We start from the raw sequence: 14,944 nt of genomic DNA, 5'->3' as shown, positions 1-14,944 counted from the left end.
CACATGCCATCAGTGACGAATAAAACACCATCAAAAGAAACAGATGAAATCGACTTAGGGCGACTTATTGGTGAGTTTATAGATCATCGTAAATTAATTATTTCAGTTACTTCTCTTTTTACATTAATAGCATTGATATACGCTTTATTTTCAACTCCGATATATCAAGCCGATGCATTAATTCAAGTTGAACAAAAGCAAGCCAATGCAATATTAAGTAATTTAAGTCAGATGCTACCTGATAGCCAACCTCAGTCTGCACCGGAAATTGCACTAATACAGTCTAGGATGATAATTGGGAAAACTGTCGATGATCTTAATTTGCAGGCACAGGTAAAACAAAAATACTTCCCAGTATTTGGAAGAGGATTTTCACGCTTAATAGGTAACAAACCAGGACATCTTACAATATCGAGATTATATATTCCAGAAAACGGCCGTGATGAGCCGGAGATTTCGCTAAGTGTAATAGACTCCAATAGATTTAGTGTCAAGCTTGATAACTCTACTTTTACTGGATATGTTGGGCAGCTAATTAATGAGAAAGGTATTTCACTAAAAGTTGATGAAATAGATGCTGAGCCTGGTACTGAATTCTCTATAACTTATCTATCTCGACTAAAAGCAATTACGGATCTTCAAGAGAGAATTAGTGTAGTAGACCAAGGTAAAGATACTGGGATGTTAGTATTATCATTAAATGGTGATAATCCAGATTTGATAGAAAAAATTATCAATAGTATTAGTGAAAATTATTTAGCGCAAAATATCGCACGGCAGGCCGCTCAGGATGCAAAGAGCCTAGATTTTTTGAATAAACAACTACCACAAGTTAGGAATGATCTTGACCTTTCAGAGGATAAATTAAATCAATATAGAAGAAAGAGTGATTCAGTTGATTTATCACTAGAAGCTAAAGCTGTACTTGATCAGATTGTTAATGTTGATAATCAATTAAATGAATTAACATTCCGAGAATCTGAGATATCACAACTCTATACTAAAGAGCATCCAACTTATAAAGCATTAATGGAAAAAAGGAAGACTTTACAGGATGAAAAAACAAAATTAAATAAACGTGTAAGTGCAATGCCGGAAACACAGCAAGAAATATTGCGTTTAAGTCGTGATGTTGAATCTGGTCGAGCAGTTTACATGCAATTGCTTAACCGGCAACAAGAATTGAGTATTGCAAAATCAAGTGCAATAGGTAATGTCCGCATAATTGATAACGCTGTTACTCAGCCAAAGCCAGTAAAACCCAAAAAAATATTAATTGTTCTTATTGGCATAGTACTTGGTGCTATATTTTCTGCAGGGCTTGTATTAGTAAGAGTATTTCTCCGCAGAGGATTAGAGACGCCAGAACAACTTGAAGAAATTGGTATCAATGTATATGCAAGCATACCAGTTGCAGAAAGTGTTGCGAAAAGTAATGCAAAAGATAAAGGATGGTTAAAAAATTCAAAAGATGAAATTTCATCATTTTTGGCAGTAGAAAATCCAGCAGATCTAGCAATTGAAGCTATCAGAGGACTGCGAACAAGCTTACATTTTGCAATGATGGAGTCACGTAATAATGTGCTAATGATTTCTGGAGCAAGTCCAAATGCAGGAAAAACTTTTGTGAGTTCAAATCTGGCTGCAGTAATTGCCCAGACAGGAAAAAAGGTATTGTTTATCGATACAGATATGCGTAAAGGATATACGCATAAACTTTTCAAACAAAAGAATATTAATGGCCTATCAGATATTCTATCTGGAAAAATAGATTTAAATAATGCAGTAAGAACAATCAACGAGGCTGGTTTTGATTATATCCCAAGAGGTATGGTACCGCCTAATCCTGCTGAACTTCTTATGCATAGAAGATTTGGGGAATTATTAGAATTGGCAAGTGGAAGATATGATTTGATCGTATTAGATACTCCCCCGATACTTGCTGTAACCGATGCTGCGATCATAGGTAACTATGCAGGAACTACATTATTAGTTGCTAGATTTGAGTTGAATACAGCAAAGGAAATTGAAGTTAGTGTAAGACGTTTTGAACAAGCTGGTGTTACAGTTAAAGGTAGTATATTGAATGGTGTAGTTAAAAAAGCTAGTAGCTACTACGGTTATGGATATAATCATTACGGATACTCGTATTCGGATAAAAATGATAAATAAATAGTAATTTATAGTAATGGGGTATAATCATTTTTATACCCCTGATCTTGATTAATTCAAAGCGTGTTAAATTGAGAGGGGAATATGACGCTTCTCGGCAGAAATATAATTGTCAGTACCGCCTTGGCTATATCTGATTTATTTAGCTTCATGATTTCTTTGTACTTATCGTTAAATATTTTTTCGATGATCATTACTGATTATGATAAATATGTGCATGATAATCCGATCTCACAATGGATTGCATTACATTGGATACTGGCGATTTGTTGTGTAGCATGGTATTCGATGCGGCTTAGACATTATTTTTATCGTAAAACTTTTTGGTTCGAACTTAAAGAAATATTAAGAACACTAGTCATTTTTGCTATTATAGAAATTGCTGTAATGGCATTTGCAACTTGGTCATTTTCACGTTCTCTATGGATACTTACATGGATCTTTATAATGATGTTGGTCCCATTAGCGAGGATGTTGACTAAGAGGACACTTGACTTTTTCGGGTTGTGGCGAAGGGATACTTGGATTATAGGAAGTGGACCGAATGCTCAAGAGGCCTATCGTGCGATAAGTAGTGAGCGGAATTTAGGTCTAGTAATTGTTGGGTTTATTTCAGGTGATGAAGATTTTGATGATGATACATATATTGACAACTTACCAGTATTAAAAAGATCTCCAAGTTGGTTAACCAACATTGACAAGAAAACGCAATTCATAGTAGCTGTTGAATCACATCAAAGTGATTTACGTAATAAGTGGCTACGTACTTTTATGATAAATGGATATCGATATGTTTCAGTCATCCCAACTTTGCGTGGTATGCCATTAGATAGTACAGATATGTCGTTTATTTTTAGTCATGAGGTTATGATATTCCGTGTTCAACAAAACTTAGCAAAGTGGTCATCCCGAATACTTAAACGAGCATTTGATATATTTGGTTCTCTTGCAATTATAATTGTATTATCTCCATTGCTGCTATATATCAGTAGGAAGGTAAAAAAGGATGGTGGACCTGCTATATATGGACATGAACGAATTGGTAAAGGTGGGGTTCCGTTTAAATGCCTTAAGTTCCGGTCGATGGTTATTAACTCAAAAGAAGTTTTGACAGCTCTTCTAGAAAGCGATCCAGAATCAAAAAAAGAATGGGATGAAACATTTAAACTAAAAAACGATCCGAGGATAACTAAGATCGGTGGTGTATTGCGTAGAACTAGCTTAGATGAGCTTCCTCAATTATTTAATGTGTTAAAAGGCGAAATGAGTCTGGTTGGTCCTCGACCAATTATTACCGCAGAGCTTGAAAGATATAATGAGGAGGTCGAGTACTATCTTTTAAGTAAACCAGGAATGACTGGTTTATGGCAAGTTAGTGGGCGAAGTGATGTAGACTATGAGACTCGAGTATATTTAGATGCGTGGTATGTCAAAAACTGGTCAATGTGGAACGATATTGCCATTTTGTTTAAAACAATTAGTGTTGTTTTAAGAAAAGATGGTGCATATTAAAAAATTTTATATTTTTATGAAACTGAAGAGTTATGTTCAATGAGATATTTTATTGCAATTCCGACATATAATGGCGGGAAAATCTGGGAGAAATCTGCTTCTGAAATAAAGAAATATGCTCCTAATAATACTCACGTTCATGTTATTGACTCAGAAAGCAAGGATGATACAGTAAAAATTGCTGAACAAAATGGGTTTGATGTGCAGATGATTCCTGGTAGTGATTTTAATCATGGTGGTACCCGTAATCGCGCAATCGATAATTTTAAAGAGTACGATGTTGTAATATTTCTTACACAAGATGCTATACCTGAGATGCATTTTATCGAAAATATAATTCGAGCATTTGACGATCCAGATGTTGCATGCGCTTATGGAAGGCAACTTCCACATGAGGGAGCTAGTGCATTAGCAAAACATGCGCGTTCATTTAATTACTCTTCACATGGTTATGTTTGTGGAAAAGAAAATATTCCAGAGATGGGAATTAAGACTGTTTTTATGTCGAATTCATTTTCTGCTTATAGATTATCTATTTTCCGAAAGTTAGGCGGATTTCCTTCAAATACAATCCTCTGTGAAGATATGTATTATGCAGCTAAAGTTGTTTTGGCAGGTTATAAAATTGCTTATGTACCAAGTGCAATAGTATATCATTCACATAACTACACTCCTAGTGAGGAGTTTAAACGTTATTTTGATATTGGCGTTTTTCATACTGATGAGAAATGGATTCGAGAAAAATTTGGGAATGCTGGAGGGGAAGGTAAAAAATTCATTATATCAGAATTAAGATATTTGATAAATAACGACAAATGGATGATTGTGCCGCTGGCAATAATTAATAATTTTATGAAATTCATGGGATATGAATTAGGTAAAAGATATAGACATATTCCAAAATCTTTGGTGCGGCTTTGCAGTATGCATAAGCGGTTCTGGAAAACAAGTTCATGAAATATTATTTGAAGGTTATTTAAATCATTGAAAGTCGCATTTATTAACCATATAAGTTTATTGTTAAAGTAGTATAGGTTAAATAGTGAACACTGAAGGTTGTGGGGTTTTATTCTGCACTGCCTTCCTTAAAGTAATATAAATATTATAATCTGAAAGTGGTGGATATGGTATTTTTAATATCGGCAACAATATTGTTATTTATGACTTTCATCGAGAATAAAAGATTGTTTCAACTATCCATTATAATCGTAGGCTTGTATTATAGTCTAACCTTTGCTTATGGGTATGATTGGATGAATTATTATGATACCTATCTTGATGTACAAAGAGGATATTATAATAGCTTTTTTATAGAGCCCGGCTACCTTATTTTCATGCGATTGTCTGTATTCTTAGGCATGGATTTTCCTGTATTTAATTCAATTGTTACTGCATTGATGTATATCATGGTCTACTCCTTCTGTATAAGATTGAAAAGTCCAAATCTTGCTTTTTTTACTATATTTTGCTTTTTAAGTTTTTTCATGTTTACCGAGCAAATAAGACAAGGTATTGCGTTATGTATAATTTTATATGCAATGCAATTTATAGCAAAGGAAAAGAAATTACTGTTTGTGTTTTATGTGATAATAGCCAGTTTTTTTCATATTTCGGCTATTCTAACGCTGCTATATTTATTTATGCTAAAAAGCAATAAAGCAAGTATGATTAAGTTTATGATATTATCGTTCATACTTACTTCAGTTTTGCTTTATTCATTATATAATCCTGCTTTGTTTTCTTGGATACCTTTTGTTGGCGATAAAATTTCGGCATATGCTTATTTATTTTCTGATAAAAATATCGGTTTTTGGACATATGTATTTCAGTCAAAATTGATTTATCTTTATTTTTTGTTGTTTGTTTTATTATATCTAAAGCGGGATGCTAATGCTGGTATCTTTTCTGGGGTGGGGGCTGTCTTTTTCCTTTTCTTGAGTAGATTGTCTTCATTTTTGGTGAGGATAGGGTATTATTTTGTTCCGTTCTTGATTATCTCAGTGGACGGGTTCATGAGTCAGAGCGGTAAAGGCTCTAAAATGACACTATTCAAATTCACTTATGTGATAATTGTTTATTCAATTGCAACAATACCATTATGGAATCCACTTTATAGAGAAGGTGCCTCAAATCATCTTTCTGTTTTTTCTCAACAGAAAGATATTAATAATGAGATAGGTCGAAAGTGTACAATATTACGTAAATACTATGAAGATATTGTCATAACCAGATGCCTTTAATTTATAATAATGATGGAGCATCGTTCAACTATAGGATTTCATATGCATAAGAAGATTTTGGTGGTAATTGTAACTCATAATAGTAGTAAATATTTAAGTTGGGCATTAGAACCTTTATTACATAATGCTGAGTGTCAGGTTCGGATTGTAGACTCCGGTTCTTCTGATACAGCGTACTTGAAAGCTTTATCTAGAGAAAACGAAGAGATAGATGTCATCTTTGAGAATAATATTGGTTTTGCAAAGGCTAATAATAGAGGCTTATACGATATTATTAATTATGATTTTGTGCTTTTTTTAAACCCTGATGCAAGAGTTGAAAAGCACGTTCTAAGTGTAATGTTAGAACGTATTTACGAAAAAAAATATTCCAATGTTGGCATTTTTTCTGTTCCATTAATTCAGTATAATTTTGATGAAGGAAAGAAAAGTAATAACTATGATTCCTTGGGGATCTATTGTGATTATCTTGGCAGATGGAAGGATATTAGATGTGAGATTAACTCTACGTCATTAGTTAAATATGAGGCAATATGTGGTGCTTTTATGCTTTGTAGAGTCTCGGCTTTAATGCAATTAAAGGATAGTTCAGGAAATATTGGCTTCGAAGAGAGCTTCTTTATGTACAAAGAAGACATTGAGCTTTCGTTAAGAATAAAAAGTAAATGGCAGATTTTAATATTTAATGACTTATTTGCATATCATTGCAGGGGATGGGGAGGAGAGCGCAAAAAAAACCCTTATTGGAGTAGGTTGATATCAGCCAAAAATGACATGAAGATAGCTTTTAAATTCAAAAAAAGAGCTTTACCATTTTCTATCTTGAAATACCTTTATGTCATACTAATTGAAAGGAAAGGGGGGGGTGAATGAAAAAATTATTGTTTCTTACGCATATAACAAAAGACTTATCTAATGGAGTTTGGAAAAAGATACAAGCACAAGCTAATGCATTGCATGGATTAGGTTATTCAGTCGATTTGGTTTATTATGATGCCGGGGCGTTAGTTATTGAAAGTGACAACAATAAAGTAACTTACCCACTGTTTCACCGATATTTTATATTTTATACCTTATCTCAGAAAATAAATGACATTTATGATGTCGTGTATTTTCGTAAACCTCATGGTGGGTTGTATCCTTTATTCTCATTCATGCCAATTAATAAAGTAAAAAAGGCTAATACATTAGCAAAAATTTTTTTCGAAATTCCAACCTATCCTTATAAAAATGAAAGTGAAGGCTTGCTGGGTTATATTAGTTATTTATCATATAAATTTTCACTTTGCTTCTTTAAAAAAAATCTTTCTAAGGTTCTTTACATTGGAGAGGGGCCAGAAAAGATATATGGTATAAATGCTAAAAAAATGAATAATGGTGTTGATGAATCTAGAGTTAAATTTTTAGGTAGTAATAAAAGAGATGTAACTCGTTTTACATTTGCTGGTATTGCTAACTTAATGTACTGGCATGGTTATGATCGATTAATAAACGCGATCGCAGAGTACGAACATAAAGATATTATTAGTTTTTATATAGTTGGTGATACAGAACCTGAATACTCTAGACTTAAAAAACTTGTTCATGATAAAGGTGTTGAAAACCAAGTCCATTTTTTGGGAAGAATGGAAGATGATGAAATAAACAAGTTGTTAGAAGAAGTTAATGTTTGTGTTGATGCGCTAGGCAGACATCGAAGTGGTAATAATAATAACAGCTCAATTAAATCGAAAGAATATGCAGCAATGGGCATACCATTTATAAAAAGTCATGTTGATGATGCTTTTGATAATGAGTTTTTTATATATCAAGTTAATGCGGATGAAAGCGATATCAATATATCTGAAATAATTCTTTGGTACAAAAAATTACCTACAGATTTTGCAAGTAAAGAGCGTAATTTTGCTATAGATAATTTTTCTTGGACAAAGATTTTGAAAAATGCTCTCGATAGCTGATTTGATACCATTTGGTGAATGATGGGAAGAGAATGAAAATTTCAGTACTGGTAGTTCTATACAATAAAATCATATCAGATTCAGCCACATTACGTACAATGTTATTGTGCAATGATTTATGCAATGTAGATCTTACCATTGTCAATAATGGTCCAAAATCGATCCCACAAGTGCAAGAATTTTTGTCATCTAATGAGAGTTTATTCCAAGGGATAAGATATATTGAACATTTAGAAAATAAACCTTTAAGTAAAGTATATAATGATTTTATTGATGATAATAGTAGAGCTGATTATTTTGTTATTATCGATGATGATTCAAAGTTGGAGATCACTTTTTTTAGAAATATTGTTTTAAACATCTTTGATGTTTGCGTTCCAAGGATATTAAGTGTTGATGATGGTCAATATTATTACCCGACGGTGAACGGCGTTCCAATTACGAATGAAGGCTATATCGATATTGATGACCTAATGTCTATATCATCAGGGCTTACTATTAAACGTGATATAGTACCGCTGTTGAAAAATAAATATGGAAGTGTCTTTGATGAAAATTTTGCGTTATATGGTGTAGATACATCATTCTTTCTAAGATTAAAAGAACTAGATTATAAATTAAATGTCATCTGCTCTTCCGTGATAATGCATTCTTTATCAAGAGCAAATAATTCTAAACCATCGTTATTTAGAGAAAGAGAAAGGCTTTATGATGCTGCAATTATAGCAAGGCGTTACCCAAATCGCATTAGAATATATTATTTCGTGAAGCGCTTGCTAAAAAATATCATTCTATTTAATTGGGGCAATCTATTATCTTTAATAAGTTGTTTTATTAAAGGTAAGCATCCACGCTGCTAGTTTTTAATCGTATTTTGGATAGAGGGTGAACGATGGCTATTGATGTTTCTATTGCGTTGGCGACTTACAATGGATCTCGCTACATTACTGAATTGTTGGATTCGATAAAATCACAAACATACAATAATTTCATTATTCATGTATGCGATGATGGTTCGTCTGATAATACACTTGAACTCTTACATCAGCATCCCCTATACACAGAGGGAAAGTTGATTGTACATGATGTTACGGGTGGACAAGGTGCTCTCAAAAACTTTAAACGTTCATTATCGTACTGCAATACGGACTATATATGTTTGTGTGACCAAGATGATTATTGGATGCCTGATAAATTAGAAACTTTACTAAGCAGTATGAAAGATAAAGAAAATGAATTCGGAGAACCTGTTCTTGTTTTTTCTGATTTAGAAGTGGTTGATTCAACATTGAATTGCATTCATAGTTCTTTTTTCCGGATATCTAACAAAAGTAATCAATGTAGTAATCCTGAGGATTTTTTAATTAGCAACCACATACCTGGTTGTGTAATGATGTTTAATCGTTCTCTAAAAAGTCTATTTGAACCAATTCCTGATGATGTGCGCATGCATGACTGGTGGATTGCTTTAATTGCTGCATATTATGGAAATATATTTTATGTCAATAAACCATTAATTAAATATAGACAGCATGGTGGGAATGTAGTTGGTGCGTCAGGCATGTTTAAACAAGATGGTATTACACTCACAATGATTAAAAATATTCCTGAATTATTAAGACGAAACAATATCATAACGAAAAGATTCATTGAGCGTTTTAATAATTTGGCAAAACCAACAGTCAAAAATGATAAGTTTCTTAGTCTAGTCCTAGGTAAAATAACATACAAAGAAAGATTGTCTTTACTTAAAAAAGTGAAATCAGGGGAGTCGAAGTATTTAACTTATTTGATATGGTGGTTTATTTAATGAAAGCTAATGTTGGTCGGGAAACTATATATTTATACTTGGTGCAAGTCTCAAATATAATTCTCCCCCTCGTACTAGTTCCTTATTTGGCACATGTGTTGGGCGTTGAGTTTTTTGGAAAACTAAGTTATGCGCAAGCAATAAGCTATATTGCTATTTTTTTCGTGGATTTTGGATTTAACTTTTCTGCTGCAAGAAATATTGGGATAGATACTAACAACACAAAAAATATTAGCCGAATTTATTCAAATGTACAGGTTATCAAATCGCTAATTTTTATTGTGGTTATTTTATTAGGTGTTGTTTTTGTTTTGTTATCAAATCAAAGCATAATTGATAAAAAGTTAACAATTTTAGGTGTTATATCAGCCAGCTCATCAATATTAATGCCTGCATGGTTATTTCAAGGTTTAGGACGAAATTCAAATGTGGCTTTTCTTAATTTTGCATCTAGGTTGTTATCATTATTATTGATTGTTTTATTTGTAAAGGATCAAGATGATCTTATAATTGCCGCCATTTGTCAGCTATTTTCACCAGTACTAGCTGGTGTTGGTATGCAAATAATAATATTAAAAAATAAAATTGTCGATTTCGCCACGTCTTATATATCTTTTGAGGACATTAAAATACTCACTCGAGATAGTTTTCATAACTTTTCAGCTTCATTTTTGACTCTTGGTTTTACTTATTTTAATCCAATTATCATTAAAGTGTTTTTAGGGGATAGTGTTTTAGGCGTCTATAGTTTTGCTGATAAATTAGCTAATGTTTTGCGTCAGTTATATATACCTCTTGTTCAAGCAAATTTTAGCCGTGTATGCTCATTGTTTCATGAGCAACAATATTCGACTTTAAAAAAGTTATTCATTAAAATTGCGTATGTTTTTTTAGGTATTAGCCTTTTTGCCTATATTTCTAATTATTTTTTAGGAGAGGTCGTAATTAATTTGTTTTTCTCTGAGAGTGAGAGTGTATCGGCACTATTGCGTGTTATGATTTTCACTCAGTTCATTATTGCTATCTCGATGATATTAGTTAACTTAATAGTGATTCCGGCAGGACAAAGTTTTTATCTTAAAAAAGTGTATCTATTTGCTGTCATTTTCTATTTTTCAATCATATACCCTATGATTAAATGGGGAGGGGTTTATGGTGTGGCAATCTCTATTTCATTAGTTGAATTGTTGATTGTGTGTCTATTTTATAAGTTCATAAAGAAAAAGAAAATATTAATTCAATAGGTACTCATTTTTATAATTCAAAGGTGGTTTATGGATAGAAGAACGTTTATCTCAACAGCGCTGATTAGTGCACCATTTCTGAAAGTCTATACTGCTAATGGGTCACCTGTTGATTCCTCTAATTTATTACTCAATGACATAGATTTTTCCGGTGGAAAAGATAGTACTGATGCCCTGCAAAAAGTTTTAGATCAGGCTGCAGGGTATGCGCAAATTGTACCTAATGGGGTTCAGAAGGTATTAATTCAATTGAGTGGTGTGATTAGAATATCTAAAACTTTATACATTGACGCGTCAAAAATTAATATATTAGGACCAGTGACTCTAGTTTTCTCTCAAAAGAGCAGAGGCCGGGATTACGCAATAGTACTCAGACCTGATGGTCAAGGTAATGTGTCTTACACCAATGGAGTTGGTTCATTATTTGACTCGATAAACTTTGTCTCCGAAAATAAAATTAACTTAATTTACGCTTCGAATAATGCTACTCCGGGGAGTAATCCTTCATGCCTAATTAACATATCTCAATGCAGATTCACTGGTTTTAATCGCATCTTTAGTAATGGTGTTGGTGGTTGGGGGTGGAATTGGGATCGCTGCGGTTTCGATAATTGTAATTATCTTCTTTATTTGATTAAAGAGAAAGACTCATATGAACGTTTTTCTTTTTCTTCTTGCATATGGCAAAATGGTGGCACTGCATTTTATATTGACAATCCTTTAGGTCAAATATATTGGCAGGGAGGAAGTTTTGATTATTTTAAAGAAATCGCTCATATCATAAATGGTCATGTAACTATTAATGGCCATGTTGAGTTTGCAGAACGAGATTCGCCTATTGTAACTATTCATAACGATATCTCTTCATTCTTTTTTAATGGTGGCTGTATTTTTATTGGTAAAAATAAAAGTCAGTACTATCTATTTGAGCAGTACAATCATAACCAGGTAACTTTAAATAACGTTACATTGTTAACCGATGGTGTCAATAACGATTTTACTGTTTTGTCTAATAAGCGAGTATCTGTTAGCAACATGAATTTCACCTCTGATTTTGCAAGAAATATATTAGCTAATTAGTCCGGGATGTCTAGTTCATATTAATTTTTTATCTTCTGATAAAGAGTGTTACGAATAAAGCATTATTTACTGTGTGGTTTTTCTGATTTTGATATTTACAATGTTTTTTTGATTTTGATGTTGTTGCTTTATAGAAGAGTTAAACTTAATGTTTTGCTCTTTGAGTATAGTCATCTTTGAGTTACCATGAGTACGAATGACTTACAGTAAATATTGCAGTGATCACACCTGACAGGAGTATGTAATGTCCAAGCAACAAATCGGGGTTGTCGGTATGGCAGTGATGGGGCGTAACCTAGCGCTGAACATTGAAAGCCGTGGTTATACCGTCTCCGTTTTCAACCGCTCCCGTGAAAAGACCGAAGAAGTGATTGCCGAAAATCCTGGCAAAAAGCTGGTCCCTTACTACACAGTAAAAGAGTTTGTTGAATCCCTTGAAACACCACGCCGTATCCTATTGATGGTGAAGGCCGGGGCTGGCACCGACAGCGCCATCGATTCCCTGAAGCCTTACCTCGACAAAGGCGACATCATCATTGATGGCGGCAACACCTTCTTCCAGGACACCATCCGTCGTAACCGTGAACTGTCTGCCGAAGGTTTTAACTTTATCGGTACCGGTGTTTCCGGTGGTGAAGAGGGCGCTCTGAAAGGGCCTTCCATCATGCCTGGTGGGCAGAAAGAAGCCTATGAGCTGGTCGCTCCGATTCTGAAGCAGATTGCTGCGGTTGCTGAAGACGGTGAGCCATGTGTGACCTATATCGGTGCTGATGGCGCTGGCCATTATGTGAAGATGGTTCATAACGGCATCGAGTATGGTGACATGCAGTTGATTGCTGAAGCCTATGCGCTGTTGAAAGGCGGTCTGGCACTTTCCAACGAAGAGCTGGCGCAAACCTTCACCGAATGGAACGAAGGTGAACTGAGCAGCTACCTGATCGATATTACCAAAGATATCTTCACCAAGAAGGATGAAGAAGGTAAGTACCTCGTTGATGTCATTCTTGATGAAGCTGCAAACAAAGGTACCGGCAAGTGGACCAGCCAAAGCTCACTGGATCTCGGCGAACCTCTGTCTCTGATCACCGAGTCCGTATTTGCTCGTTACATCTCTTCGCTTAAAGATCAGCGTGTAGCCGCGTCGAAAGTGCTGAGTGGTCCGCAGGCTCAACCGGCCGGTGATAAAGCGGAATTTATCGAAAAAGTGCGTCGCGCGTTGTACCTCGGTAAAATCGTTTCCTATGCTCAGGGCTTCTCCCAGCTGCGTGCTGCTTCTGATGAATACAACTGGGATCTGAACTACGGCGAGATCGCTAAGATTTTCCGCGCTGGCTGCATCATTCGTGCGCAGTTCCTGCAAAAGATCACTGATGCTTATGCGCAAAACGCTGGCATTGCTAACCTCCTGCTGGCGCCGTACTTCAAACAGATCGCTGATGACTATCAGCAAGCGCTGCGTGATGTCGTGGCTTATGCCGTGCAGAATGGTATTCCGGTACCGACCTTCTCTGCCGCAATTGCCTACTACGACAGCTACCGTTCCGCAGTTCTGCCAGCTAACCTGATTCAGGCTCAGCGCGATTACTTTGGTGCGCACACTTATAAGCGTACCGATAAGGAAGGCGTTTTCCACACTGAGTGGTTAGATTAATATTTATCTTACTAGACCTTCATAACTTTATTGAAGGTCTATTAAAAAAGCTCGAATATTATCAAGTTCTATTATGATAAATAGCGAAAATTAAGAATTTCGCTATTTGTTTTTAAAGTGTTCCTCCGATATTATCCCCATGAAATTACATCTCAAACATTTTAATATGGAGATGTATGCAATTATTTTCTTTTTGCATGTGTAATCAAAGGTAAATAAAATATGAAGATTCTTGTCACCGGTGGCGCAGGCTTTATCGGCTCTGCTGTAGTTCGTCATATCATTGAAAGTACCCGGGATGAAGTCCGCGTGGTGGACTGCCTGACCTATGCCGGCAACCTCGAATCCCTGGCGCCGGTGGCCGGGAGCGAACGCTACTCGTTTTCCCAGACTGATATCACCGATGCTGCTGCTGTGGCAGCCCAGTTCAGCGAGTTCCGCCCGGATATCGTGATGCACCTGGCGGCAGAAAGCCATGTGGATCGCTCCATTGATGGCCCGGCAGCCTTCATCCAGACCAACGTGATCGGCACCTTCACTCTGCTGGAGGCGGCCCGTCACTACTGGTCCGGGCTTGGGGACGCGCAGAAGCAGGCCTTCCGCTTCCACCATATTTCCACCGATGAGGTGTACGGCGACCTGCACGGCACCGATGACCTGTTCACCGAAGAAACCCCGTACGCCCCGAGCAGCCCGTACTCCGCCTCCAAAGCGGGCAGCGACCATCTGGTTCGCGCCTGGAACCGCACCTATGGCCTGCCGGTGGTGGTGACCAACTGCTCCAACAACTATGGTCCGTATCACTTCCCGGAGAAACTGATCCCGCTGACCATCCTTAACGCCCTGGCGGGTAAACCCCTGCCGGTGTATGGCAATGGGGAGCAGATCCGTGACTGGCTGTATGTTGAGGACCATGCCCGTGCGCTGTACAAAGTGGCGACCGAAGGCAAAAGCGGCGAGACCTACAATATCGGCGGTCATAACGAGCGTAAAAATATCGACGTGGTGCGCACCATCTGCGCCATTCTCGACAAGGTGGTGGCGCAGAAGCCGGGCAACATCGCCCACTTCGCCGACCTGATCACTTTTGTCACCGACCGTCCGGGACATGACCTGCGTTATGCCATCGATGCCGCGAAAATTCAGCGCGATCTGGGCTGGGTACCGCAGGAGACGTTCGAGAGCGGGATTGAGAAAACCGTGCACTGGTACCTGAACAACCAGACCTGGTGGCAGCGCGTGCTGGACGGCTCCTATGCCGGCGAGCGTCTTGGCCT

At 36.3% G+C, this 14,944-nt stretch carries 12 protein-coding genes; all 12 read left to right on the top strand.

The window, feature by feature from the left end:
• Nucleotides 1-3 precede the first annotated feature (3 nt).
• Complete coding sequence (locus CWM53_RS10760; RefSeq protein WP_100729447.1) at nt 4-2,172, top strand: polysaccharide biosynthesis tyrosine autokinase; 2,169 nt, start codon at nt 4-6, stop codon at nt 2,170-2,172.
• An 84-nt stretch (nt 2,173-2,256) separates the two neighbouring features.
• Nucleotides 2,257-3,684 (top strand): undecaprenyl-phosphate galactose phosphotransferase WbaP, encoded by a 1,428-nt coding sequence (gene wbaP, locus CWM53_RS10755; RefSeq protein WP_060619717.1) that lies wholly within the window; start codon nt 2,257-2,259, stop codon nt 3,682-3,684.
• Between the two features lie 39 nt (nt 3,685-3,723).
• Nucleotides 3,724-4,641 (top strand): glycosyltransferase family 2 protein, encoded by a 918-nt coding sequence (locus CWM53_RS10750; RefSeq protein WP_072199776.1) that lies wholly within the window; start codon nt 3,724-3,726, stop codon nt 4,639-4,641.
• A 167-nt stretch (nt 4,642-4,808) separates the two neighbouring features.
• Nucleotides 4,809-5,924: an EpsG family protein gene (locus CWM53_RS10745; protein WP_100729446.1), complete on the top strand. Its 1,116-nt coding sequence runs from the start codon at nt 4,809-4,811 to the stop codon at nt 5,922-5,924.
• 42 nt (nt 5,925-5,966) lie between these two features.
• Nucleotides 5,967-6,797, top strand: a complete 831-nt coding sequence (locus CWM53_RS10740; protein ID WP_060619714.1) for a glycosyltransferase family 2 protein — start codon at nt 5,967-5,969, stop codon at nt 6,795-6,797.
• A complete protein-coding gene (locus CWM53_RS10735) occupies nt 6,794-7,882 on the top strand; it encodes a glycosyltransferase (RefSeq protein WP_100729444.1) in 1,089 nt (362 codons plus the stop codon). The genes CWM53_RS10740 and CWM53_RS10735 overlap by 4 nt, the downstream gene beginning before the upstream one ends.
• 32 nt (nt 7,883-7,914) lie before the next feature.
• Entirely contained in the window at nt 7,915-8,742 is an 828-nt protein-coding gene (locus CWM53_RS30480; protein ID WP_133123785.1) for a glycosyltransferase family 2 protein, read from the top strand.
• Between the two features lie 32 nt (nt 8,743-8,774).
• A complete protein-coding gene (locus CWM53_RS10730) occupies nt 8,775-9,692 on the top strand; it encodes a glycosyltransferase family 2 protein (RefSeq protein ID WP_100729443.1) in 918 nt (305 codons plus the stop codon).
• Nucleotides 9,692-10,936, top strand: coding sequence for an oligosaccharide flippase family protein (locus tag CWM53_RS10725; protein ID WP_165785069.1), 1,245 nt, complete (start codon nt 9,692-9,694; stop codon nt 10,934-10,936). The genes CWM53_RS10730 and CWM53_RS10725 overlap by 1 nt, the downstream gene beginning before the upstream one ends.
• A 30-nt stretch (nt 10,937-10,966) precedes the next feature.
• Entirely contained in the window at nt 10,967-12,016 is a 1,050-nt protein-coding gene (locus tag CWM53_RS30475; RefSeq protein WP_133123784.1) for a hypothetical protein, read from the top strand.
• Between the two features lie 244 nt (nt 12,017-12,260).
• Nucleotides 12,261-13,667 (top strand): NADP-dependent phosphogluconate dehydrogenase, encoded by a 1,407-nt coding sequence (gene gndA / locus CWM53_RS10720; RefSeq protein ID WP_060619172.1) that lies wholly within the window; start codon nt 12,261-12,263, stop codon nt 13,665-13,667.
• A 222-nt stretch (nt 13,668-13,889) separates the two neighbouring features.
• Nucleotides 13,890-14,944, top strand: a 1,055-nt coding sequence (gene rfbB, locus CWM53_RS10715; protein WP_100750787.1) for a dTDP-glucose 4,6-dehydratase, incomplete at its 3' end; no start/stop codon positions are given.

It is taken from the genome of Klebsiella sp. A-Nf5 (assembly GCF_002810545.1).
Taxonomy (GTDB): Bacteria; Pseudomonadota; Gammaproteobacteria; order Enterobacterales; family Enterobacteriaceae; genus Klebsiella; species Klebsiella variicola.
This window is presented reverse-complemented; position numbering and strand designations above follow the sequence as displayed.

Coding starts and splice junctions, on each gene's coding strand:
- gndA (WP_060619172.1), top strand. CDS start 12,261: ATGTCCAAGCAACAAATCGGGGTTGTCGGTATGGCAGTGATGGGGCGT.
- CWM53_RS10725 (WP_165785069.1), top strand. CDS start 9,692: ATGAAAGCTAATGTTGGTCGGGAAACTATATATTTATACTTGGTGCAA.
- CWM53_RS10745 (WP_100729446.1), top strand. CDS start 4,809: ATGGTATTTTTAATATCGGCAACAATATTGTTATTTATGACTTTCATC.
- CWM53_RS10740 (WP_060619714.1), top strand. CDS start 5,967: ATGCATAAGAAGATTTTGGTGGTAATTGTAACTCATAATAGTAGTAAA.
- CWM53_RS10750 (WP_072199776.1), top strand. CDS start 3,724: ATGAGATATTTTATTGCAATTCCGACATATAATGGCGGGAAAATCTGG.
- wbaP (WP_060619717.1), top strand. CDS start 2,257: ATGACGCTTCTCGGCAGAAATATAATTGTCAGTACCGCCTTGGCTATA.
- CWM53_RS30480 (WP_133123785.1), top strand. CDS start 7,915: ATGAAAATTTCAGTACTGGTAGTTCTATACAATAAAATCATATCAGAT.
- CWM53_RS10735 (WP_100729444.1), top strand. CDS start 6,794: ATGAAAAAATTATTGTTTCTTACGCATATAACAAAAGACTTATCTAAT.
- CWM53_RS10730 (WP_100729443.1), top strand. CDS start 8,775: ATGGCTATTGATGTTTCTATTGCGTTGGCGACTTACAATGGATCTCGC.
- CWM53_RS30475 (WP_133123784.1), top strand. CDS start 10,967: ATGGATAGAAGAACGTTTATCTCAACAGCGCTGATTAGTGCACCATTT.
- CWM53_RS10760 (WP_100729447.1), top strand. CDS start 4: ATGCCATCAGTGACGAATAAAACACCATCAAAAGAAACAGATGAAATC.